Origin of the sequence: Mesorhizobium sp. C416B, from assembly GCF_030323165.1 — a bacterium.
Classification (GTDB): Bacteria; Pseudomonadota; Alphaproteobacteria; order Rhizobiales; family Rhizobiaceae; genus Mesorhizobium.
This window is the reverse complement of record NZ_CP100471.1, coordinates 5,297,206-5,318,963: the sequence shown is the minus strand read 5'-3', so window position 1 is coordinate 5,318,963 and position 21,758 is coordinate 5,297,206. Positions and strand designations below refer to the sequence as shown.

23 protein-coding genes and 1 pseudogene are annotated in these 21,758 nt (G+C 62.0%); 5 read left to right on the top strand and 19 right to left on the bottom strand.

Annotation, left to right across the window (positions count from 1 at the left end):
• Window positions 1-66 precede the first annotated feature (66 nt).
• The gene (locus NLY43_RS25915) at window positions 67-378 is read right to left on the bottom strand and encodes a DUF736 domain-containing protein (RefSeq protein WP_023669902.1); all 312 of its coding nucleotides are present in this window, start codon (window positions 376-378) and stop codon (window positions 67-69) included.
• 662 nt (window positions 379-1,040) lie between these two features.
• On the opposite strand from NLY43_RS25915, the gene NLY43_RS25910 reads away from it, so the two are divergent.
• On the top strand, window positions 1,041-1,232 hold the full coding sequence (locus tag NLY43_RS25910; protein WP_155929562.1) for a hypothetical protein: 192 nt from the start codon (window positions 1,041-1,043) through the stop codon (window positions 1,230-1,232).
• Window positions 1,192-1,423: pseudogene (locus NLY43_RS25905) on the top strand (hypothetical protein). Before NLY43_RS25910 ends, NLY43_RS25905 begins: the two are co-directional and overlap by 41 nt.
• 281 nt (window positions 1,424-1,704) lie before the next feature.
• Here the strand turns inward: NLY43_RS25905 and NLY43_RS25900 are convergent.
• The 8 genes from NLY43_RS25900 to NLY43_RS25870 form a co-directional block, all read right to left on the bottom strand.
• Window positions 1,705-1,956, bottom strand: a complete 252-nt coding sequence (locus NLY43_RS25900; RefSeq protein WP_245263983.1) for a hypothetical protein — start codon at window positions 1,954-1,956, stop codon at window positions 1,705-1,707.
• Window positions 1,957-2,071: 115 nt separating this feature from the next.
• Complete coding sequence (locus NLY43_RS32650) at window positions 2,072-2,155, bottom strand: YHYH domain-containing protein (protein ID WP_348529716.1); 84 nt, start codon at window positions 2,153-2,155, stop codon at window positions 2,072-2,074.
• A gap of 66 nt (window positions 2,156-2,221) precedes the next feature.
• Window positions 2,222-2,365, bottom strand: coding sequence for a hypothetical protein (locus tag NLY43_RS25895; RefSeq protein WP_023711090.1), 144 nt, complete (start codon window positions 2,363-2,365; stop codon window positions 2,222-2,224).
• A 651-nt stretch (window positions 2,366-3,016) separates the two neighbouring features.
• Entirely contained in the window at window positions 3,017-4,360 is a 1,344-nt protein-coding gene (locus NLY43_RS25890) for a hemolysin family protein (RefSeq protein ID WP_023669895.1), read from the bottom strand.
• Window positions 4,361-4,841: 481 nt separating this feature from the next.
• A complete protein-coding gene (locus tag NLY43_RS25885) occupies window positions 4,842-5,558 on the bottom strand; it encodes a nickel/cobalt transporter (protein ID WP_023711089.1) in 717 nt (238 codons plus the stop codon).
• A 20-nt stretch (window positions 5,559-5,578) separates the two neighbouring features.
• Window positions 5,579-6,223: a DUF1007 family protein gene (locus NLY43_RS25880; protein ID WP_156935507.1), complete on the bottom strand. Its 645-nt coding sequence runs from the start codon at window positions 6,221-6,223 to the stop codon at window positions 5,579-5,581.
• Between the two features lie 87 nt (window positions 6,224-6,310).
• Window positions 6,311-6,838 (bottom strand): hypothetical protein, encoded by a 528-nt coding sequence (locus tag NLY43_RS25875; protein WP_023685957.1) that lies wholly within the window; start codon window positions 6,836-6,838, stop codon window positions 6,311-6,313.
• Window positions 6,839-6,992: 154 nt separating this feature from the next.
• The gene (locus NLY43_RS25870; protein ID WP_023711087.1) at window positions 6,993-7,805 is read right to left on the bottom strand and encodes a class I SAM-dependent methyltransferase; all 813 of its coding nucleotides are present in this window, start codon (window positions 7,803-7,805) and stop codon (window positions 6,993-6,995) included.
• A 272-nt stretch (window positions 7,806-8,077) separates the two neighbouring features.
• Here NLY43_RS25870 and NLY43_RS25865 point away from each other — a divergent pair, with 272 nt between their 5' ends.
• Window positions 8,078-8,602, top strand: a complete 525-nt coding sequence (locus NLY43_RS25865; protein WP_023711086.1) for a TetR/AcrR family transcriptional regulator — start codon at window positions 8,078-8,080, stop codon at window positions 8,600-8,602.
• A gap of 229 nt (window positions 8,603-8,831) precedes the next feature.
• Here the strand turns inward: NLY43_RS25865 and NLY43_RS25860 are convergent, their stop codons facing one another.
• The 3 genes from NLY43_RS25860 to NLY43_RS25850 all read right to left on the bottom strand — a co-directional run bounded on the left by NLY43_RS25860 (window position 8,832) and on the right by NLY43_RS25850 (window position 12,366).
• Entirely contained in the window at window positions 8,832-9,869 is a 1,038-nt protein-coding gene (locus tag NLY43_RS25860) for a Cj0069 family protein (protein WP_031202125.1), read from the bottom strand.
• Window positions 9,870-9,955: 86 nt separating this feature from the next.
• On the bottom strand, window positions 9,956-11,371 hold the full coding sequence (gene chrA / locus NLY43_RS25855; protein WP_031199206.1) for a chromate efflux transporter: 1,416 nt from the start codon (window positions 11,369-11,371) through the stop codon (window positions 9,956-9,958).
• A 17-nt stretch (window positions 11,372-11,388) separates the two neighbouring features.
• Entirely contained in the window at window positions 11,389-12,366 is a 978-nt protein-coding gene (locus NLY43_RS25850; protein WP_023669887.1) for a chromate resistance protein ChrB domain-containing protein, read from the bottom strand.
• Window positions 12,367-12,899: 533 nt separating this feature from the next.
• On the opposite strand from NLY43_RS25850, the gene NLY43_RS32645 reads away from it, so the two are divergent.
• Window positions 12,900-13,874 (top strand): Fe-Mn family superoxide dismutase, encoded by a 975-nt coding sequence (locus tag NLY43_RS32645; RefSeq protein WP_023669886.1) that lies wholly within the window; start codon window positions 12,900-12,902, stop codon window positions 13,872-13,874.
• On the top strand, window positions 13,871-14,341 hold the full coding sequence (locus tag NLY43_RS25840; RefSeq protein WP_023669885.1) for a chromate resistance protein ChrB domain-containing protein: 471 nt from the start codon (window positions 13,871-13,873) through the stop codon (window positions 14,339-14,341). The genes NLY43_RS32645 and NLY43_RS25840 overlap by 4 nt, the downstream gene beginning before the upstream one ends.
• Before the next feature lie 34 nt (window positions 14,342-14,375).
• Here NLY43_RS25840 and NLY43_RS25835 read toward each other — a convergent pair whose 3' ends face one another.
• The 7 genes from NLY43_RS25835 to NLY43_RS25805 form a co-directional block, all read right to left on the bottom strand.
• Window positions 14,376-15,359: an ABC transporter ATP-binding protein gene (locus NLY43_RS25835; RefSeq protein WP_023686257.1), complete on the bottom strand. Its 984-nt coding sequence runs from the start codon at window positions 15,357-15,359 to the stop codon at window positions 14,376-14,378.
• Window positions 15,352-16,362: an ABC transporter ATP-binding protein gene (locus NLY43_RS25830; RefSeq protein ID WP_023711083.1), complete on the bottom strand. Its 1,011-nt coding sequence runs from the start codon at window positions 16,360-16,362 to the stop codon at window positions 15,352-15,354. The genes NLY43_RS25835 and NLY43_RS25830 overlap by 8 nt, the downstream gene beginning before the upstream one ends.
• On the bottom strand, window positions 16,359-17,270 hold the full coding sequence (locus tag NLY43_RS25825; RefSeq protein ID WP_023711082.1) for an ABC transporter permease: 912 nt from the start codon (window positions 17,268-17,270) through the stop codon (window positions 16,359-16,361). Before NLY43_RS25825 ends, NLY43_RS25830 begins: the two co-directional genes overlap by 4 nt.
• Window positions 17,271-17,274: 4 nt before the next feature.
• On the bottom strand, window positions 17,275-18,216 hold the full coding sequence (locus NLY43_RS25820; RefSeq protein ID WP_023711081.1) for an ABC transporter permease: 942 nt from the start codon (window positions 18,214-18,216) through the stop codon (window positions 17,275-17,277).
• Window positions 18,217-18,244: 28 nt separating this feature from the next.
• A complete protein-coding gene (locus NLY43_RS25815; RefSeq protein ID WP_023711080.1) occupies window positions 18,245-19,807 on the bottom strand; it encodes an ABC transporter substrate-binding protein in 1,563 nt (520 codons plus the stop codon).
• Between the two features lie 130 nt (window positions 19,808-19,937).
• Window positions 19,938-20,378: a YqaA family protein gene (locus NLY43_RS25810; protein ID WP_031199202.1), complete on the bottom strand. Its 441-nt coding sequence runs from the start codon at window positions 20,376-20,378 to the stop codon at window positions 19,938-19,940.
• A 9-nt stretch (window positions 20,379-20,387) separates the two neighbouring features.
• Window positions 20,388-21,710 carry an MFS transporter gene (locus NLY43_RS25805; RefSeq protein ID WP_023711078.1) on the bottom strand — a complete coding sequence of 441 codons (1,323 nt, stop codon included), beginning with the start codon at window positions 21,708-21,710 and terminating at the stop codon, window positions 20,388-20,390.
• Window positions 21,711-21,758 lie beyond the last annotated feature (48 nt).

Below are 21,758 nucleotides of genomic sequence, written 5' to 3'. Positions count from 1 at the left end.
CCAAGTTGTATAGGACCTGAACATGGCAAAGCCCCGCCTTGCGGCGGGGCTTCGTGTTTTGTCGGGTCACTCTGCGGCGCGGCGTGACCAGATGAGCGAGAACTCACCCTCGGTGTCGGTCTCGACCAGGCTCGCATAGATCGGAGCGGGGAAGCTGGGATCGTCGAGCTTGACCGAGTGGTAGTCGCGTCCCTCGCGCGAGGTCTTCTTCCATGCCGCCCCGAACTCGGTGGCGCCAGCGAAGATGCGGAAGTCGGGACCCTTTTCATTTTCGCCATCCGTCGGAGCGAACGTTACCGTCTTGACGTTGAGATTGAGGGTCTTGACCGAGCCGGAGAAGCCGTTCGCGGTGCGGGAGAAAGTGCCGATCGTAGCCATGGTGATGTTCCTTTGTGTTTTCTCGGGCCGCGCCCAAGGCGGCCTCGATGGTGGACGTGAGACCGGAAACGATCGGTCTGCATCCCGAAGGGGCTGAAACGAAGTGGAAGACGGCGACGCGAGGCTTTCTTGGACCGTGAGGAATGGACGCGCAGCGGACAGGGGAAGAAAACGCAGCGCCGACGTTGCGAGAAGACGATCGAGACGGAGTGAAACGAAGACGGTCTTCGGTCAGACCCAATCCATTCGAGGACGCCTTGGGCGTGGCCTGGAAAGAATACCCGGAAGGAACGCCACATTGGCTAAGATCCAGTCAGGGCCATTGTAGCTTGCGCCCTGCGCTTCTGAATTTCGGTCACAGACCTTCCTCACGCGCCAGGGCGGTGTTGGTCCTACTCCTAACCGGTGAAGAAGGGACGTCCGATTTCCCTAATCTTTGGGCTGAATCGTCATCGCGTTCGGGGCGGCTCCGAAGGCGACCAATTGATTGCTGAGGGCAGCACTTCTAAGCCGACAGATGCCGACGATTTCCTATAGATGCGTCACACCTGATCCTCCACCGCATGGCCGAATGTTCCCGCTGCGGTCACGCCGACGCGCGGTGAGGCATTGCTGGAAGGTCGGATTCACGCCGGGCGTCTGACGCCGAGGTGATGCGCTGCGTGACTTTCCCGATAAGAGTGGTGGAAATTCCCGGTTCGACCATTGGTTTGGAGGTGCATCCCGAGCATCTGCCGAAGCGCTTGATGATCCACAAGCCGATGAAGATCGACGGCAAGGTCGTCTGGCACACAGAGATTTCGAGGGTGGGACATGGCCAGGTCGAAAGGTTCGCAGCAATTATCACAGGCTGAAATTGAGCGCTTTGTGACGGCAGCGGAGGCACTGCACTTAAGTATCATCAAGCCGTTTATATCGCCCGATAGCGACCACTTACCGGCAGACGCGCGTCCTGCATGAGGTGCTGTTGAAAGCCGTGCGGGAAGTCACCGGGAAGGAAGTGGCGTTCATCCAGTGGAACGGGACAGGGCCGTCCAAGCCGTAGCGTGGCTCTAGCCGTTTTCGCAGCCGATCCCATCGCCGTCGCGGTCCAGATCATAGATATCCCTGCCGACAACAGTGACCGGGCCGCGTACATAGGCGGACCATTGCCCTTTCCGGAGGAGCAATCGACGTCGCTGGCGATTGGAACGCAGGCTGCCGCGTAGTTTGGGGCGCACGCGTCTTCGGCATGAGCGCAGCCGATGAAAGATGCCACACCAAAAGCGACCGCGCCTACACGACGGGAAGCCGCCGGCTGGATCCTATCCGAATCAGCGCTGTATCTCAGTCGTCTATCTCTTCGCCTTCATCGTCTTCGTTCGAACCGCGAGACGAGTCTTCGACGAAGGTTTGGCAGCCCTCATTAAATGGTTGGCTGTTTGAGCTGCAGTCGCTGTCGTTGGAAATCTGATTTTGCTCAGCCCAGTCGTAGCCAGCTTTATGCCCGGAACAATCTTCGGTGCAGTCATTTCCTCCGAAAGTCCCCTGCGCATGACATGGCGTGGCTGATGCCGCCGCAAGCATCAATGTGCCCAAGTGGAACAGCCTTCGAATTCTCATCTGCGCCCCCCCATGGTGAGCAACGCTGCTATCTAGGCGCCGCGAATATGCCTACTCGCACGAACCCAAATCACGCAATTTGGTCCTGATATCAGTGGCAGTGATACTCGCCAGTCTTGTGGTTGGTATGGCATCCATTGGCATCGGTGCCGCCGCCGTGTGCGAAGGTATCCATCGAAAATGCGAACATGGTCAAAGCCGCCATGGCGGCAAGGAAGCCCTCCCATGGCGAGCGACGGGCTTAGACGCCCAATTGCGCGGCCATCATTTGCGTGGCCGCCGTCGTCCGGTCAATGCCGCTGGTGATCGACAGCAGATGTCGTTTCGTCAAAAGAAATTCGGAGTCGCTGCAATCGGCCACAGCGCGCTTGAACAGGGCTCGCATGGCGAATCAGCGCGACCTCGCCGCTACCAGATCACAGACCAGCGAGGCATCTGTCGGCGCAAGTTGATTTGCGACGGCCTTTCGGATCGCAAAGCTTCGCGAACTCGGCTTTCTCAAAGCGGGTCAACGGCGCGGCGGCGGAAAATCAGGGGATTTCGGATTGGTCTTGGCCATGACTTCTGTACACGATTCAAAAATCATTCTTCGCCGCAAAAAATTGCCGCATGCCGCATCTGTGGTCGCTCGTCGACACGCAACCGACATGTCCCTCCGTCGCGCAGTCGCTGTGGTAATGGGGGTGCCACCGCCACGGCGCCACAACGGCCTGTGGCGAGTGTCGATCAGCCTGGCTGACTCATAGCAGCCCGAATGCCATTGCGGTGAGAAAGGCCACCACTAGCACCACCAGGACCCCAATAATCAGCCAGACGGCGCTCTTGGCGTCCATTTAGACCCTCAACTGTCGGTTCCATTGATCACATAGCGCGACGCGAAGACGCTCACCAGTCACTGTGACTCCAGCGGATACGCGTCCTGGGCGAACTGACGGGCGTTTGTGGATAGGGACTACTGTGGGAGCGTGGGTTCGAAAAGTGGGAATATTCGCGCGCAAAAGGCCGGCCGGCTTACCGGCCTGTCGCGCGGTCAGTCTCAACTGGTTGCCGGCTTGGATGTAGGCGGCTCACGGCGAGCGAGCAGCTTGTCGATCCGCCTTCCATCCATATCGAGGATCTCGAAGCGCCAGCCCTCGTAGTCAAAGTGCTCACCGGCTTCCGGCAAGTGCCCAAGGCTGGACAAGGCGAACCCAGCGATCGTGTGAAAATCCCCTTCGGCAGACCCCGATCGGAATCCTAGGCGAGCGAACGCATCGTGCGCCAGCATCATTCCGTCGATGAGCAAGGACCCGTCATCGCGCTCGATGACATCAGGGTCCTCATTGTCCAGGTCAGGAAGGTCCCCTGCGATGGCTTCGAGCAGATCGGTCTGGGTGACGATCCCCTCCAGAGCGCCATATTCGTCGATGACGATCGCCAGACGCACCGGCGTCCGCTTGAACTGATCGAGTACACGGAAAATCGGCGTTGCCTCGTGAACGATCAAAGGTTCTCGGATGACCGCCATCGGGTCAAGCGTTTTGCCGTCGAGCACCTGGTCGAGAAGGTCCTTCTTCAGAATCATGCCAAGCGGTTCGTCTATCCCCCCACGGCCGACCAGAAGCTGCTCATGGCGACATTGCCGGATGGTGCGCAGAATCTCGTCAGGGATGTCGTCGGTATCGATCCAGTCGATATCGCGTCGCGGTGTCATGATGTCGGCAATGCGCCGATCGCCGATGTTGAAGACACGCTCGACCAGTTCCTGTTGCGTCTGATGAAGGAGCCCTGCCTCCTGGCTTGCCGCCACGAGCAGCTTCAGCTCTTCGGGCGAATGCAAGGACTCCTCGCCTGTGCCCGGACGCAGACCGCACAGACGCAGCACCAGATTGCCGAGACCGTTGAGAACAAGAATCGCCGGCCTGAGCAGGAACAGGAACAGACCGAGAGGGCGGACGACCCGAAGTGCCGTGCTCTCGCTGCGCTGGAGCGCCAGACTTTTCGGCGCTAGTTCACCCAGGACAATGTGTAGCGCGGTTATGATGATGAAGGCGATTGCGACGGCAATGGTGTGCGAAGCTGCCGTGGCCAGCGACCCCATCACTCCCAAGAGGAGTGGCTCGATCAGATGAGCGAGTGCAGGCTCGCCGACCCAACCGAGCGCCAGCGATGAGATGGTGATGCCGAGCTGAGTTGCTGCAAGGTTCGCATCGAGATTCACCAAAGCCCGTTGAAGGAGGCTGGCGTTCGAGCGTCCAGCTGTAGCCAATTCGTCGACGCGGCTTCGTCTAACCGCGACCAGCGCAAATTCGGCGGCGACAAAGAAACCGTTGGCGCCTACGAGTAGGAGAACCAACAGAATTCCAAGAATGTCGCGTAGACTACCATCGTCCGCAGGCATGATATCCTCTTTATGAAACAGCCACTCTCATCTCTCAAGCGCGTATGCCGCCGTCGTGGAACCGCCGTTGGCCATCATTGCGGAGCGATCACCGCAGCTCCGCCTCTGACAATCAGGGGCAAGATAGCCAAATCCGCGCTGAGTATCCTACCCCCGCAAAAAATCCGCCGGCGCGAACCGGCGGGCCAGAAATCGGATAGAAAAAGAACCGGTCATGCCGGCCGAACTAAATGTGGCATCTGGGTAGTCGAAGTCAATGGACCCGCCGCGTAGAGATCGCCTTTGATCCAGTGATTTAGCAATATCACCCCGATGCCGGCGAGGATCGCCAGCGCTATCATCCAAATGATCTTCTGACGGTCGCTCAATGTTCTAAACCCAAACCCGAACCGCGCGTGCCGGCACTTAATGGCACGACGTCGTTAATTGCAATGTGATCCCTATGAGAATCGCTGTGGCCTTGGCGGTCGGTCAAACTTTCTCATTTCGACGAGATTTGCCAGACAGCCACGCCAGTAAGAATAAGGCCGGCGGTACCTTCGATAGTTCGCGATATCACATCGAACAGGCGCGGCCGACGGTCGAAGAAATGCACCAGCCGTTCCCGAAACAGGATCGACAGAACTGCCACGCAAGACAACGTCAGTGCCACGCCGGCCATCATGGTGATTGCAAAGAGTATGCCCGCGACCGGAACACCTCTTGAGATCGCGAAGGTCATCGCGAAGAGCGTCAATGGACATGGGATCAGGCCGGCCATGACGCCCACAACCTCGCCTTCATGCTGATGGTGTTGACCGTGGCTGAGCGCCCGCCAAAGCATCCACAGACCAATTAACCCGAGCAGGCCACGACTGACATCCTCCAAAAGCGGCGCCCGGCCGACGCTGCCCAGCGCAATCGAGACCAATGGCAACGAGAGGGCTGCAATCACAACGGCAATCGTGACATGGGTGAAGGAGAGTGTCAGCGACACCAGTAGGCCGCGACGGATGCTGGCATCCGATCCGGCCAAATAGGTAGCCAGCACGGCTTTGCTGTGTCCGGGTGTCAAAGCATGCGCAGCTCCGAACAGGACACCCATCGGCAGGAAGGCAGTGAACGCCAGCCAGTCGCCCCCGGCTGACAGCAATTTGATCTGTTCGGCGAGCGCCAAGTATATCGTGCGTTGAAACTCGACCAGGGTTTGGAAAAACACGTTCTATCCGTTCCGCCGCTTCAACTGCACGTCAATTCAAGGCGTGTCGCGAATATCTTGCCGAGATCGGTTCCGGTCGGATCGCTGAAGAAGGCATCCGTCAATTTCGTCTGATTCTGTGCGATTGCGGTATTCGGATCGGGGCGGACGACGGCCCTCGTGCAATCTTTCGGTAGGCCAGCCACGGCGATCTTATCGTCATCGGTGAAATCGATCGCGGTGTAGAAGGTCGGATCGTAGACGCCGATGCTCACCTTGCCGGCGAGCGCCAACGTGTCTTTCGGCTGCGTCTCGAATTGGATGATGAGTTGATTGTTCTCGTAGCTAGTGACCAGCCTCGCCGGCGGCGTCATCGCCACGTCCTTGCCTTCCACAGTGACCATTTGGAAATAATTGTATTCTTCCAGTGAGGCATGGATGGTGAGGGCGGCGGCGTCGAGTTCTTCGGCGTCGAGAGTAAGGTCGGAATTCTTGTCGAACTCCATCAGCACCGTCGAGGAGAAGAGCTCGTCGAACCGCCAGAGATGCTTGAGCGACTTGACCGACTTGTCAGCGCCAACCGTTAGGTCCAAACGGGCTTCCGCGAAGACATGAGGATGAGCGCCGACCGCGACGGTGGAGGCGAGCAGGAGCGCCATGCCAAAAATCGTGCTGGTCAGTCGCATTTGCGCTCGCTTTCTCGTCATTGCGCGCCAACCGAGTGATCTGGCAGCGCAAGCAGGCTAAATTGGGACGCGGCCCGCGAAGCCTTTTCAATCATCGACGATCGAACTTGCTATGATGGCGTTCGCTGTGCCCCGAACGGCTGGCGACGTCAAATGCACGAGCTGCTTGCGATTGCCCGCGATCAGTATGAACAGCCGGGAAACCTGCCTGCCCTTCCTCTCCTCGCCGATTTTTTCGGCGTCGGTGCGGTGGAAGAACCGTTTTTCAAACTCGGCGCGGTCGACATCGAAAAGCTTGAGCGAGCAGGTCTGGACGGACCTGCCGTCCATGGTCGCCCTGGTCACCGCGACCATCGTTCCGGCCGGAAGGTCGTCGCCGGTGACCTGCCATCCGCGGAACGCCTTCATGGCATCCACAGGAGCAAGTGCCGCGCCGTCGACGAGCGGCGTCCATCCGCGCGTCTTTGCCAATGTCGCGGTTCGCTCGAAGTCGGGGCCGTGCGCCAGGCATGTCGCGTGGAAGGCATCCAGCGCCCGGTCGACGCCATCGGCATGCGCAAGCGGTGATGCCAACCATGCGGCCGCAAGCGTCAAGGACAAGTAGGTCTTGGGCATTCGGTAGACTCGCGTATCGAAGCAGGCCGGGATAGCCAATCGGCAAGATAGCGCCGCGGCGGCTACGCACGCAATGCAGCGCGGCCCGCGACTACCGGCCCGCGCGTCTTCCTGGCGGCGGCGCGCCCGGTCCGGTCGCCGCGGCATGCGGCGCTCAGGCAGGCAGGATCTTGTCCGTGGTCGCGCGCACATAATCGAGGTTCATGGTCCCGACGGCGCCGGTATCGTCGACCCTGAAGCCTGTCTCGACCAGTAGAGTTCCGACCGCATTCATGTCGATATGCCCGTGCCGATGGAGCCTCGGCAATCTGGATTCGTGCAGCGGCCTTCGGAAGTCGATCAGCAGCAGTCGGCCTCCCGGCTTCAGAACCCGCTCCGCTTCACGGAAGAAGGTCGATCGGTCGGGTTTCGGCAGGTGATGCAGCATGAGCGTACCGATCACGATGTCGAATTGGCCATCCTCGAAGGGAAGTTCCTGGGCCGTCGCCTGGACGAAGGTAAGATCAACGCCGGCTCGCGTAGCCTTGACGCGCGCCCTCTCGACCATTTGGACCGATGCGTCGACGCCCGTGACGCGTCCGACCGCTCCGACCAACCGTCTCGCGGCTATGGCAAGCGTGCCCGTACCGCAGGCGACATCGAGCATCGCCTCGCCGGGCTGGAGCCTTGCCAGACGCAGCATGAATTCACGGAACCGGTCCTCGCGGCCCCAAGTCAGGACGCGCGCAAGCAGGTCATAGCCGACCGCCCTATGCAGGACGATGCCGATGCCCCTTTCGCCGGCGCCATGCGCGCCGGCAGTCCGCATGTGATGGAAGCCGCCCCAGAGTGCGAATGCCGCGACCGCAGCGAGGATGAGGCCGTGGACTGCAGCCGTCCAAGCACCGGCATTGAGATAGCCGTCCCCGAAATGAAGCATTAGCAGAAAACCGGCGACCAGCGACAGTTTGACGAGCACAGCAAGCATAATAACACCCTTTCGCGAATGCTGTCCGTTTCCAGCCCGATGACCAAATTGGTGCATTTCCTTTTGCCTCCTCGTCCGTTTCCGGAGTGCTCAAGGCATTCTTGAGCTTCTGGACTCGGCGTATCATACTGGACAGATTGTCCATTAGCGCTGTTGCTGGACAACGGACCGCTGAACGTCCCAAACCGCACGGTGGAAAGAGCAATGACCATTAAAATCGAGCGGCCCGACGACAGGGGTACGATCGACCGTCGTGTCGCGCGCACGCGCGCATGCTGCAGGACGCGCTGATTGCTCTGATCCCAGAGTGCGGCTATGCGGCTCTCACCGTGGAAGACATCTGCCAGAAAGCTGATGTCGGCAGGTCGACCTTCTATACGCACTATGCCGGCAAGGACGAATTGCGCAGCGCGGCCCTTGAGGCGCATCTGCTGTCGCTGAGCAGGCGCGTGTCGGCAGACGAAAAGACAGGCAATCGCCTGTTCGAATTCAGCCTGCCGATGTTCGAGCACGCGCGGGCGTTCCGGTCGCTTCACAAAGCGCTACTTGCGAGCAGCGGCGACACGATCCACGATCAATTGCGTGAACGCATACGGCGCGCAGTGCGAACCGAACTGTCTGGCAAGCGGATCGGCGACGCGGGCGTGCCGCTGGAATTCGTCGTCCAGTTCATATCGGGAGCCTTTCTCTCGGTGCTTGCCTGGTGGATCGCCGAGGACTCCAGCCTATCGCCGGCCCAGGTCGACGACCTGTTCCAGCGGATGGCGGGTTCAGCTCTTCCGGGGCGGTCACCCTAGCAAGACCTTCCAAATCCAGATCTCGCGCCGGTTGAGGCTAACGTTCCTCGGGCGGCCGAATCTTGCGAAACGTCATGAGCAAAGGATTTCGTAGATGGTGTTCAAGCCACCGGCGACGAGAATTGGTCAGCCGAAACCGGAAACGGCAAGCAGGGGTCCGGCGACCGTCGGACTGACCGCCGAACCGCGTTCGGCCAGAGCCCCACTCGGACCGCCAATCTTCGTCGATTCAAAATCGCATGGCAACGAGTCGAGCTATTTCGGCCGGCGCTTGATCGGGGATGGCAAAGACCGAGCTGACGTTGATCTCACAAAGCGCATACGTGTCTTCACCTGACACAGTCCGTGGTCCGTAGACAAAATCGGCATCCCAAATGATCGGCAGCGACCTGGCATCGACGCCTAGCACAGCCATCATTTGCGGCGTCCACCCGGTTTCCATATTGGTCCGCAGCGACTGAAACGGTTCGGCCGTGGCGGGATGCATTATCCGCGGCCCTGGTTGCGCAGCCTCGGAATCTGGCCCTTCAGGAGGTGGTGGGATTAGGGCCTTGATGAACTGGTGGCCAAAGCCGACCACCTTGTCGGCGCCCATGTAACAGCGGATCATCCCGTCGGGTAAACGCGGTTGGAATGGCTGATCCACGATGCAGCCATCGGGTGTCAAATACACCTCGCAGCGCGCCATGAAATCCGGCAGTGCGAGTTCTTCCGGCATACTGCCGCGTCGCGCGTGCAGCACCCGAACCGCCGGCTCTCCGCCAGGAAGCGAACCGATCAGCTCGACCTTCCATACTCCCTGGCCGCCATTGCCGCGGTTCTGCTTCAGCACCCGTGGACCGGCCGTCCGAAGCCGCTCCGGAAACGCCTCGCGAAAAGCCTCGGCGGAGCCGTAGAGGTAAGTATCGGTTCCCCATCCGAGATGCTTCGTACGGTGCAGAACTTCCTTCACGCCCATTTTCAGGATCACGTCTGGATGTGCACTCACCCAGGGGCCGCGTGCCGCCACGTCGCGCAGCAGCGGGTCGAGCACCGCACGGGTTTTTCCCTCGTGCAAGGGATCGACCCAGACCAGCACGCCGTCCGTCGCCAGGAGCTGGGTCCGAACCTCCTCGGCAAACTCTTCGTCATAAACGGCCGGTTCGGCGTGAACACCGATCGCAGCGAGTTCCTCGAACACGCGATGAAACCGGTTGTTCTGCGGTGTCGCCGTGCGACGCGCCTCCCGGTCACCGCGCCAGACCACAGCCACTCGCCTCGTGCCCATTATACCTCGCCTCCTACTTGCTCGCCCATCAGGCAGCCCCGATACGAAATAGACTGCGATGCTCGCATCCGAGCAGAAAGATCGCCCTAGACCGAGCCCGCCGCGACGCCGAAAAGCACGCCCAGGATCGAACATGCCGCTAGCACCGGGATCACGCCGACCTTGAAGCGGAATACCGCCAGCATCGCACCGACGGTCAGTACGAGAGACGGAATGTTGAGGGAACCGAGGACTGGCACGTCGAGCCTCATGCCCAGCAAGCCGATCTCATGCAAATCGCGAAACAGGACATGAAGCGCGAACCACACCGCGAGGTTCAGGATCACTCCAACCACCGCTGCCGTGATGGTCGACAGTGCGGCTGACAGGGCCTTGTTGCTGCGCATCGTCTCTATGTACGGCGCGCCGAGAAATATCCACAGGAAGCACGGGACGAAGGTCACCCACGTCGTCAGAAGGCCGCCGAGCGTTCCAGCGACCAACGCGTTAAGAACCCCCGGCTCCCGGAATGCTCCCATGAAACCAACGAATTGAGTGACCATGATCAGCGGACCCGGCGTCGTTTCGGCCATGCCGAGGCCATCCAGCATTTCTCCAGGCTTCAGCCAGCCATAGTGCTCGACTCCTTGCTGGGCGACATAGGCAAGCACCGCATAGGCCCCGCCGAACGTCACCACCGCCATCTTGGAAAAGAAGATGGCGATGTCGGTGAAGACATTGCCTTGCCCAAGAAACAGCAACAAGAAAAGGACCGGAACGAACCATAGCAGCAGAAACACCGCCGCAATCTTCAGCGACCATTCGATGGATGGCCGGGCATGCGCCGGCATCCCTTCGCCAAGCGCCGAGTCGACATCATCGACCTGCTTGCCACCAAGCTTGCCATGTCCATTGCCTGGCTGGAATGCGGCCCAACCCATCTTGCCCCCGACGTAGCCGATCACGGCCGCAACCAGGATGACCAGCGGGAACGGTGCATGGAAGAAGAACAGGGCGATGAAGGCTGCCGCAGCGAGGCCGACCATCACATTGTTCCTGAGCGCCCTCCTGCCGATCCGCAGGACCGCTTCGAGCACGATGGCCAGAACCGCCGCCTTCAGGCCGAAGAAGAGCGCCTGGATAGCGCCAACGTTGCCGAAGATGGCGTAGATCCAGCTCAGGACCATGATGGCGACCGCGCCTGGCAGCACGAACAGGATTCCCGCGACGAGGCCGCCTTTGGTCTTGTGCATGAGCCAGCCAATATAGATGGCCAATTGCTGCGCCTCCGGACCTGGCAGCAGCGTGCAGTAGTTGAGCGCATGCAGGAATCTCGTCTCGCCGATCCAGCGCTTTTCCTCAACGACGATCCGATGCATCATGGCGATCTGGCCGGCCGGGCCGCCGAAGCTGAGCATTGCAACGCGAGCCCATACTCGCATGGCGTCCGCAAACGAAATGTCATGGTCGTGGGTTTCGGCCAGAGATGGCGGCGTCGTGACGGACTGCTCCAGATTGGCCATAGTTTGAGTCCCTGCGGTCATCCGCGTTTCTTGCGGAAATACTGATAGAGGTTGTCGAAGACAGGAGCGCCCTGCGCGATCCGCTGTTCGTCGCTCTCGTTCGCCATGGCGATGCCTGCAATCAGACTGGCAATCCCAGTCGCCTCCTCGCGACCGAACTTGTTGTCCTTGAGGTCGATGTCATGGACGATCTCGGCGATGGCCTGGAGTGCCGGATCATTGATGCCGGCGCGGGTAAGCAGAACTTCGAAGCTGCAGCGATCGCCCTCATGGGTGATTTCGCCTTCGAACATGTCGAAGCGCAATTCCCCCTCCTTTGGCACGTATCCCTTGCCCGCTACGAAGCGGATGATCGCGTCAGCATCGATGAACCGGCGGATCAGCCAACTGCAGGCGATGCGGTCGACATGCACGTCCCGGCGCGTGACCCAGATTCGGCCCTTGAGCTCGCTCGGCTCGGCGGCCTTCTTCGGTTCCTTGGTCATGGCCTTGTCCTCTGTAAGCTGTGTTTCAAGTTCGGCGATCAGTCCCTCGATCGTGAGGCGACCGCTGGCACCAAAAAAGTCGATCATCACCACTTCAGTGAGCCGCTTGCGCAAGCGACCAAGTTGCGGACGCGCTTCTGCGTGTTTTTCCGATGTCGCGTCGGCCCCAATCGCTGCAGCCAGCTCGCGCGCTTCCCCAGCGATCTCCGCATAGTCGGCATCACGGGCCGCGTCGAACATCGCCCGTACCTGCGCGTCCGACAGACCGTCGACAAGGCGCGCCTCGCAAATCATGGCCTCGCCGCCGCCGGCGACGATCTCCTTCAGAAGCCATTCGAAATCCTCCTGCATCTCGGCATTGGCCGGCAGGGCGTAAACGGTGCTTTTGACTGCGACCGCGCCGATGCCTTGCAACCGTCGCCAGATCTTCACCCGGAAATAGGCGGGCTTGCTTGGCAGCTGATAAATCAGGAGCAGCCAGCGCTGCTCCTGCGATTGCCCCTCACTCATAAGTGAACCGTATCATGGACTGAATTAGATGCAACACTTGTATCATGGCTCATGCGCAAACCATATGCGGGCGAAGCTCATCGTCGGTTGTCGAAGCGCCCCAGCGCACTTCCGGGCGAAGAAAGAAAGCTCATGTGGCGCCCCTCGAACGTCGTCCGGCAGGAATGGAGGCCCCGGAAGTAATGGCGACGGCACCTTCGTGTACACAGTCACGGACAATCGCATCACACGCCTCGCCATCAAGGCTGGTGTCACCGACAACGGTCGCGTCGAGGTGACCGCGGGCCTTTCGGAAGCGACATCGGTGGTGGCAACCACCCAAGGCGTGCCGCCCCTGAGGACTGCGGTTCAGCCGCAGATGGTTCGCTCCTCGTCCTTGGTGGAATACCCGGCGCAGCTGGGATCGATTCCCTCTCGCCCATAAGTGACCCGTATCAAACGCCTGAGCAAGATGCAACACTTGTATCATTTCTCGTTTGGGCATAACGTGCGCCTGCTCACGGATGGGCCGTGCCGCCGAGCGAGGAAATCCAATGCCGCACCAGATCATGCCGCTGCCGTTCAAGCCGCCCAGGCTCGTCGGACTGTCCGAACGCCTGCTGGCCAGCCATTATGAAAACAATTACGGCGGTGCGGTTCGCCGCCTCAACGCTATCGAACAGCGGCTCGATGAACTCGACTGGGGCGCAGCACCCGTCTTCGACATCAACGGGTTGAAGCGCGAAGAGCTGGTCGCGGCAAATTCGGCGATCCTGCACGAGATCTATTTCGATGGGCTCGGTGGTTCCGGCGATGCCGGAGGCGATCTTGCCGCAGCACTGGAGCGCGACTTCGGCAGCGTGGCGGCATGGCGCGCCAAGTTCATGGCTTGTGCTAAGGCGCAGGCCGGAGGCTCGGGATGGACGCTGCTGACCTGGTCGGAGCGCCGCGATCGGCTGACGATTCAATGGGCGGCGGATCACACCAATTGTCTCGCCGGCGGCATGCCGATCCTCGCGCTCGACATGTACGAACATGCCTACCACCTCGATTTTGGCGCCAAGGCTGGCGCCTATGTCGACGCGTTCATGAAGAACATCCATTGGGAGCGGGTTGCCGCCCGCCACCGGCGGGCTGTCGCGCAGCGCGATCCTTCAACAGGACCTGCATCGGACAATAAGGTTCCAACTGTTGCGCCAGAGGAACTGCGGGCCCGACTCGACCAGGGCGAAGATCTGGTCGTGCTCGACGTCTGCCTGGCCGACGATCTGGCAAAACGCAGCGATATGCTGCCGGGCGCCAAGCTCCGCGCTCCCGAGACCATTGCCGATTGGGCCGATGAACTGCCGAGGGACAGGCCTGTCATCGTCTATTGCGTGTACGGCTTCCAGGTCAGCGGCGACGCAGTCGCCGAACTGCGTCGCCGCGGCGTCGATGCAACGGCGCTCTCAGGCGGCATCGCCGCCTGGCACGCCATCGGCGCGCCAACCGTCCCTCTGGTGATGAGCGAAGAAAGGATTGCGTCATGAAATGGGTTACCCGTGAACGCCCGGTCATCGACCGCATCGCCTGCCCCTGGCTGATTGCACGCTTCATCGACAAGGAACCTGATTTCCTGTTCGCGGCACCTGATCAGGTGATCCGTGTTGCCCAGGAAGCGGGCGCGACACCCTACGACGTGCCCGGCGTCGAATTCACCCATGTCGGCGACGGTTGCAGCTTCGACACCTTCGTCTCGAAATTCGGCCTCGATCGCGACCCGGCGATCGTGACCATTGCCGCGATCGTGCGCGGCGCCGACACGGATCGGCACGATCTCACGCCACAGTCTGCAGGACTGCTCGCGATCTCCATGGGGCTGCGGGACGTGACGCCCGACGACCACGAGATCCTGAAGCACGGCTTCGTCATTTACGATGCGCTTTATGCCTGGGCCTCACGACGCAAGGCGGAGACCCATAGCTGGCCACCCGTCACGAAGCCGGCGGCGGCCTGAAGTAGCGGGCAACGAGGGCAGATCAAGTGGGCACTCAAATCACCGGCCGCCGCTCGCCGTCGGCAAGGTGGCAGGCCGCGACCCCGCCATGCGGCACCGAGCGCAACATCGGCTCCTCGGTCCGGCAGACATCGATCGCCACAGGACAGCGGGTGTTGAAGCGGCATCCCGGTGGCGGCGCGCTGGGGCTTGGAGGGTCGCCCGCGAGGATGATTCGGCGACGGCCGGCCTCGATACGAGGATCCGGCGAAGGAACCGCCGAAAGCAGTGCCTGGCTGTAGGGATGGGCCGGCTCGCGAAACAGCGGCCGCGTCACGCCGGCTTCCGCGATGCGGCCAAGATACATCACCGTCACGTTTGAGCAGACCTCGCGCACGATCGCCAGGTCATGCGCAACGATGACGATGGTAAGGCCAAGCTGTTTCTGCAATGATGTGAACAGGTTGACGATCTGCGCCCGGATCGAAACGTCAAGCGCGCTGAGCGGTTCGTCGCAAACCAGGATCGATGGCTTCAGCGCAAGCGCGCGAGCGATCGAAACGCGCTGGCGCTGGCCGCCGGAAAGCGAACGCGGCAGGCGGTCGAGCACGGTCGCTGGCAGCGCCACCAGATCCAGCAGCTCGCCGATACGGCGCCGGCGCTCGGCCGGAGATCCGAGGCGATGGATCTGCAGCGGCTCTTCCAGCGTCTGGTAGACGGTCTGGCGACGGCTCATCGAGCCCAGCGGATCCTGGAAGACGAACTGGACCTCGCGGCTGAACGATTTGCGGTCCGACTTCAGCCACTGGGCGCGATCCCGCCCCGAGATCAGCACCGTACCCTCAGTCTCCTTCTGCAGGCCGACGACGCTGCGAGCCAGCGTGGTCTTGCCACAACCGGATTCGCCAACGATGCCATGGAAGGCACCACGCGGAATGGTCAGGTCGATGCCGTCGACCGCCCGCACGGCGCCTGTGCCGGAGCGGTTGGCGAAATGGACCTTCAGGCCCTTGACCTCAATCGCCGCAATGTCAGCCATGGATTGCTATCCCTTCCCGCCTCAGCACCACCGGGCATCCCACCTTGTGCGGCGTCCCGCCCGTCGAGATCGTCTGGAGCGGCGGCCGATGCACGCGGCATTCGGGCTCAACCAGTTCGCAGCGGGCAGCGAAACGGCAGCCCGGCTCCAGCCTGATCTGGTTCGGCGGCAAACCTGGTATTTCCTTGGTCGCGGCGCGTTCGTCGGCGCGGAAATCCGGTACAGAGGCAAGCAGCCCGCGTGTATAGGGATGCGTCGGCCGCGTCAGCACATCCATCGCGATCCCCTCCTCCGCCACCTGCCCGGCATAGAGCACCATGACCCGGTCCGCGACCGAGGCGACGACGCCGATGTCATGCGTGATCAGCACGACCGCGATGCCTTCCTCGCGCTGGATCTGGCGGATGAGCTCCAGGATCTGCGCCTGCACCGTGGCGTCGAGCGCAGTGGTCGGCTCGTCGGCGATCAGCACGCGCGGCCGGCTTGCCAGGGCCAGTGCGATCATGGCGCGCTGCAGCATGCCGCCAGACATTTCATGCGGATAGCGATCGTAGCGGTCTTCCGGGTCAGGGATGCCGGTGCGGGCGAGCAGCGAGACCGCTTCCTTGCGGGCATCCGCATGCGAGAGATTGGCAAAGCGGCGCGCCTGGCGCGCCAGTTGCGGTCCGATCTTCAGCATCGGGTTCAGCGCGCTCATCGGGTCCTGGAAAATGACGCCGAAATAGCGGCCGCGAAGGTCAGACAAGCGCCTGGACTCCATTCCGACCAGTTCGCTCGCTTCGGCTCGCGCCGATCCCTTGATATCGACGGTGACGCCCTCGGGCAGCAGCCCGAGCGGCCCAAGCGTCATGACGGTCTTGCCCGAACCGCTCTCGCCGACGACGGCGACTGTCTCGCCGGGACGGACGTTGAACGACACCCCATCGACCGCGCGCACGGAAACGGTCGTGGCGTAGAGATCAATGACCATGTTTTCTATGGAGTAGATCGGCTCGTCGCTCATGGCGCGGCTGTTCCCGTTTCGACGGCGTTCCGCTCCGCTTCCTCAAGGGCGCGCGCCTTGCGACGCTTGCGCAGCAAACCGCCGCGCACCGGCCTCGGCACCTTTTGCAACGCGAAGGTCTCGCCCAGCAGATTGAAGCTGACCACCACCAAAGTGAGCGCAAGGCCCGGAAGGACGACCAGCCTTGGGTATTCCTCGATGTAGCTCATGCCGTCGACCAGCATCTGGCCCCATTCCGGCGCCGGCGGCGCGACGCCCAGGCCGAGGAAGCTCAGCGTCGCGATGGCCAGGACAAGGGCGCCGGCATCGGCGCTGGCATAGACCACGACGAGGGCCAGGACATGCGGCAGGATATGGCGCACAAAGATCCACAGATGGCTGGCGCCCATCACCCTTGCCGCTTCGATATAGGGCTGTTGCAATTCGGCGGTGACCACGGCGCGGCTCATGCGGGCATAGTTCGCCCACCACGCCAGCGTCAGCGCCGTGATCATCGACCAGTAGCCGGTGCCGAGAATGCCGATCAGCGCCAGCGCGATCACCAGGCTTGGCAGCGCCAGCGCGATGTCGATGAGGCTGATCAACACCAGCTCGACGCGCCCGCCGACATAACCGGCAAACGAACCGATGCTGACGCCGATGGCAAGTGCAGCCACCAGCACGATCACCATCGCCACCAGCGATATGCGGGCGCCGCCGATGATGCGGCTCAGAATATCGCGGCCGAGATAGTCGGTGCCCAGCCAGTGAGCCCAGCTCGGTCCCGCAAGCGTGAGGTCGTAGTCTTGCGCGCCGGGATCGTAAGGCATGATCGAGGGACCGAGCACACCGACCGCGACAAAGAAGACGACTGGCAGCAGCACCAGCCAGGGCCAGTCCTTCATGCTCCTGAACAAGGACATGTTCATCGGATCAAGCTCCTCTCGCCCTACGCATGCGCGGGTCGACAAACATGCAGATCACGTCAACCATCAGGTTGACGACAACGAAGAACACCACGAACAGCAACAGAACCGACTGCATGCCGACGAAGTCGCGGAAGCGGATTGCATCGATAAAGAAGGCGCCGACGCCGCGCAGCGCAAACACCGTTTCAACCACGATCGAACCGATGATCATCAGCGTGAACTGGGCGCCGAAGGTGGTCAGGAACGGGATGGCGATGTTGGGCAGAGCCTCGCGCATCAGCACCTGTGTCCTCGTGTAGCCCTTCGCGAAGCCCGTCGTGGCGAAGGGTCGCGACATGGCCTCCTGGAGGTTGACGCGGACGACGCGGCTCAGCACCGATGCCGGAAACAGGGCGATTGTCACCCACGGCAAGAGCCACGAGGTGAAGCCGCTGACGCCGAAGGTGGGCAGCCAGCCCAGCATCACCGAAAAGACGATGACCAGCAGCGCCGCCACGAAGAAGTTCGGCGTCGAGGCGCCGACCAGCGAGAAGGCGTGGAGGAACCGGTCCAACGCGCCACCATTGCTGACCGCACCGGCAACGCCGAGCGCCAGCGACAGGAAAAAGGCGAGAATGCCGCCGCCCGCAAGCAGCGCCGCTGTCATCGGGATTCTGGCGGCGAATTCCTGCGCGATCGGTTTGCCGGTGCGCAGCGAGACGCCGAGATCGCCGGTGATGGCGCTGAAAAGCCATCGGCCGTAGCGGACCGGCAGCGGATCATCGAGCCCGAGGTCCTCGCCGATCTTCTTGATCATTTCGGCATCCGCGCCCGGGCCTGCCGCACGCTCGGCCATGAGCGCGGCGACGTTGCCCGGCGCCGCGGCAACCAGAGTAAAGGTCAATGCCGATGCCGCCACGACAAGCAGACAGGCAAGCAACATCCTTCGCAGAATCGTGCGTCTCATCGGAACTCCCCCAGGAGGTTCGAGGCGTTCAGGCCTTCAGCGTGATCGCCTTGAACGGCAGGTCGTAGTCCGTCGCGGGAAGCGCGAAGTTCTCGACGCGAGGATTGTGCGCCCACAGCCGCTGGCTGACGACGAGCGGGCAGATCGCCCGGTTGTCGTGCAGCCAGTCGTAGAGCGCCTGCATCTTGGCTTCGCGTTCGTCGCCGCTCGCTTCGAGCGCGGCCTTGACCACGCCATCAAGCTCCGGGGAAACATAGATCTTGCCGTCCGGCCCGCTGTCGGCGGTGGATACGAACGCGTTGCCGAGCGTGCCGTGCGGATCATAGGGCGCGCCATAGGTGGTGAAGAAGGCAAGATCATATTCGAACGCCGGGCGACGGTCGTGCATGGTGGCGTTGTCGACTGACGAGACCTGAACCTGGAAGCCGACCTCGGACAGCTGACCCTGGATCATCTCGGCGATGCGGCGCGAACCCGGCAGCGATTCCTCCGATACGAGGAAATCGATCGCCAGCGGCGCGCCTTCCTTGCTCCAGGCGCCTCCGCTTTCGCTCCAACCGCCATCGGCAAGGATTTTCCTGGCCGCGGCGACGTCGCGTACCGGCACGTTATGCCGCTTGCCCGAGGAAGGCACGTTGGCCGGAAAGAGATCCGCCGCCGGATCTGCGTAGCCTTCGAACAACACCTTGGCGATCGCGGCGCGGTCGACCGAGACATAGATGGCCTCGCGCACGGCCTTGTCGGCCATCATCTTGGCCTTCGGCGAATAACCGAGCAGCATGGTTGCGGTGCCGGCCTCGGCCACCACTTTCATGCCGTCCTTTTCAAGCGCGCGGGCGCGGCGCGGCGACAGCGTCGCCACCCAGTCGCCGCCGATCACGTCGAGGTCGCCGGAACGCAGCGCGTTGGCGCGGGCGAGTTCGTCGGGAACCACCTTCAGTTCCATGCGAGCAAACAGTGGCTTCTCGCCCCAGTATTTGTCGTTGCGCACCAGCACGGTGCCGGAGGAATCGTAGCTTTCGACGATCCACGGTCCGGTGCCGACCGGAGCGGTCTGCTTGCCGCCGGCGTCGGCCGCCTTCGGCGACAGGAAGCGCACCGGACGCACTATGGTGAGCTCCAGCAAGGCGGCGGGCACCGGACGCTTTAGCTTGATCGTCAACTTGCTGGGTCCATCGGTGACGATGCTGTCGAATGCGTCGGACACACCGATCCATGAGAAATCCGCGACGCCCAGCCAGCGTTTGAGATTCCATTCGGCGGCGGTCGAATCGAAGGGCGTGCCGTCACTGAAGGCAACACCTTCGCGCAGGTCGAAGGCGATCGAAAGCTGGTCGTCGGCGACAGCCCACTTGGTGGCGAGCCCGGGCTCGAGCGCGCCGTCCTGGCCATAGTGTATGAGGGCGTCGAACACGACCGTGTAGGAACTCAGGGTGGAGACGTTTTGCAGCAGGTCGAGATCGCCGGTTTCGGCGGCAATGGCGACCTTCAACGTTTCATGCCCCTCCGAGTACGCGGCGCGCGGAAACGCGGCAATGAAGGCCAGGCCGGCTGTGGAGGCCAGGAAATTGCGGCGGTCGAGAGTCATCATGTTAGTTCCCCTTTTTGTTTGATTGGCAACGATCATGTGCACGCTTGCTAATTTGTATAGACATAAGACATAAAGTCGGAAAACCGTTTGAGAGTTTTACCCCAGCGACCCACTTGGTCGCGGTTGCGGCCTACAGCCAGTTCAGCACCGCCGCCGAGAGCGCGAGATAGCGGCCGGCTTTCGCCATCGTGACGATCGCAACGAAGCTCCAGAGCGGCTCGCGCAGAACACCGGCCATCATCGTCAGCGGATCGCCGATGACGGGAACCCAGCTCAGCAACAGGCTCCATCGTCCGTAACGGCGGTAGCGCGCCGCGGCGCGATCGAGCGCAGTGGGCTTGACCGGAAACCATCTGCGGTCGCGAAAGCGGTCGATGCAGCGGCCGAGCAGCCAGTTGACAACCGAACCAAGCACGTTGCCGATCGTCGCGACCAGGATCAGCGCCGCCGGTGACTGGCTTCCGGCCAGCAGCAGGCCGGCCAGCACCGCCTCTGACTGCAGCGGCAGAATTGTCGCTGCGGCGAACGCGGTGAGGAACAGCGCGCCGAAGGCACCAACATCTCCCAGCATTGGGGCCGCTCAGCTCGCTTTCGGCCATTTTGGGTGCCTATCGTTAACGACATAACCATGCGCATGCTCGAAGCCTGCTTCGGTCCAGACGGCGTCCTCGAGGTGCGAATGCCCGTCAGACAGATCGTCATGGGCGTGGCTGAGAACGTCGGGATCGTGACGCGGCCACAACCACATCGCGGCAAAGAGTGCCGCGGCGCCAATGACGCCAAGCAGGATAAAGGTGAAGGGCAGGCCCATCGCCGCGCCGACGAGTCCGGCGATCGGATAGGTGATGAGCCAGCAGGCGTGCGAAAGCGCGAATTGCGCGGCAAACAATGCCGGCCGGTCGACGGGATCGGCCGAGCGCTTGATCAGCCGCCCAGACGGGGTCTGCGCCAGCGAATAGCCCAGCCCGAGCACGAACCAGAGCGGCAAGAGCAGCTGATAGCTGATGGCGAACGGCCCTGCGAACACGCCGGCAACCAGCAGGCCGGCGCCTGACAACATCGCAACCCGATCCGGGATGCTGTCCAGCAGCCGCGGCAGGACCAGCGCCGCGATCATCGAGCCGCCACCGAAGGTGGCAAGGGCAAGTGCCGTGTCGCTCTGGGAAAGGCCGAATTTTGCCTGAACCAGCACGACCGTGTTGACGATCACCATGGCACTGGCGGCGGCGACAGCGAGGTTGAGCGCCAGCAGGCCGCGCAATCTCGGCGTCGCCAGATAGATACGGATGCCGCGTGTGGTGCGCTCGTAAACGCCGCGCGGCTCAGAGGGTTTCGGGCTCGGCAGAACCACCGACACCACCAGCGCGGCCGACGCCAGGAAGCCGATGACCGTGCCTGCGAACAGGCTATGGAAGCTGATGACGGAAAGCAGTGCCGCCGCCAGTATCGGACTGACCACGCTCTCCAGATCGTAGGCAAGCCGCGACAGCGACAGCGCCCGCGTGTAGTCCTTTTCCTTGGGCAGCACGTCAGGGATCGATGCCTGGAAGGTTGGGGTGAAGCCGGCCGAGGCCGCCTGCAGGATGAAAATCAGGACATAGACCTGCCAGACCTCGGTGACGAAGGGCAGGAAGACGGCGACCGCTGCCCGCACGAGGTCGAGCGAAACAAGCATGGTGCGGCGCGGCAGGCGCTCGGCGAAGGCCGCCGCCACGGGCGCCACGCCGACATAGGCGATCATCTTGATGGCGAGCGCGGTGCCGAGCACGGCGCCCGCATTGGCGCCGGCAAGATCGTAAGCCAGCAGCCCCAGCGCCACTGTGGCAAGGCCGGTGCCGATGAGCGCGATGACCTGCGCCAGGAACAGGTGCCGATAGGTGCGGTCGGCAAGGACTTCCAGCATGATGTCTGTCTTCTCGGAATGCGTGGGCGGCGTAAGGTGCCGCGCCAG

Coding starts and splice junctions, on each gene's coding strand:
- NLY43_RS25870 (WP_023711087.1), bottom strand. CDS start 7,805: ATGCTTGCTGTGCTCGTCAAACTGTCGCTGGTCGCCGGTTTTCTGCTA.
- NLY43_RS25875 (WP_023685957.1), bottom strand. CDS start 6,838: ATGCCCAAGACCTACTTGTCCTTGACGCTTGCGGCCGCATGGTTGGCA.
- NLY43_RS25830 (WP_023711083.1), bottom strand. CDS start 16,362: ATGAGCGACGAGCCGATCTACTCCATAGAAAACATGGTCATTGATCTC.
- NLY43_RS25880 (WP_156935507.1), bottom strand. CDS start 6,223: ATGCGACTGACCAGCACGATTTTTGGCATGGCGCTCCTGCTCGCCTCC.
- NLY43_RS32650 (WP_348529716.1), bottom strand. CDS start 2,155: ATGGATACCTTCGCACACGGCGGCGGCACCGATGCCAATGGATGCCAT.
- NLY43_RS32645 (WP_023669886.1), top strand. CDS start 12,900: ATGCCGCACCAGATCATGCCGCTGCCGTTCAAGCCGCCCAGGCTCGTC.
- NLY43_RS25890 (WP_023669895.1), bottom strand. CDS start 4,360: ATGCCTGCGGACGATGGTAGTCTACGCGACATTCTTGGAATTCTGTTG.
- NLY43_RS25860 (WP_031202125.1), bottom strand. CDS start 9,869: ATGGGCACGAGGCGAGTGGCTGTGGTCTGGCGCGGTGACCGGGAGGCG.
- NLY43_RS25915 (WP_023669902.1), bottom strand. CDS start 378: ATGGCTACGATCGGCACTTTCTCCCGCACCGCGAACGGCTTCTCCGGC.
- NLY43_RS25820 (WP_023711081.1), bottom strand. CDS start 18,216: ATGAGACGCACGATTCTGCGAAGGATGTTGCTTGCCTGTCTGCTTGTC.
- NLY43_RS25840 (WP_023669885.1), top strand. CDS start 13,871: ATGAAATGGGTTACCCGTGAACGCCCGGTCATCGACCGCATCGCCTGC.
- NLY43_RS25810 (WP_031199202.1), bottom strand. CDS start 20,378: ATGCTGGGAGATGTTGGTGCCTTCGGCGCGCTGTTCCTCACCGCGTTC.
- NLY43_RS25895 (WP_023711090.1), bottom strand. CDS start 2,365: ATGCGAGCCCTGTTCAAGCGCGCTGTGGCCGATTGCAGCGACTCCGAA.
- chrA (WP_031199206.1), bottom strand. CDS start 11,371: ATGGCCAATCTGGAGCAGTCCGTCACGACGCCGCCATCTCTGGCCGAA.
- NLY43_RS25825 (WP_023711082.1), bottom strand. CDS start 17,270: ATGAACATGTCCTTGTTCAGGAGCATGAAGGACTGGCCCTGGCTGGTG.
- NLY43_RS25850 (WP_023669887.1), bottom strand. CDS start 12,366: ATGAGTGAGGGGCAATCGCAGGAGCAGCGCTGGCTGCTCCTGATTTAT.
- NLY43_RS25865 (WP_023711086.1), top strand. CDS start 8,078: ATGCTGCAGGACGCGCTGATTGCTCTGATCCCAGAGTGCGGCTATGCG.
- NLY43_RS25815 (WP_023711080.1), bottom strand. CDS start 19,807: ATGATGACTCTCGACCGCCGCAATTTCCTGGCCTCCACAGCCGGCCTG.
- NLY43_RS25835 (WP_023686257.1), bottom strand. CDS start 15,359: ATGGCTGACATTGCGGCGATTGAGGTCAAGGGCCTGAAGGTCCATTTC.
- NLY43_RS25805 (WP_023711078.1), bottom strand. CDS start 21,710: ATGCTGGAAGTCCTTGCCGACCGCACCTATCGGCACCTGTTCCTGGCG.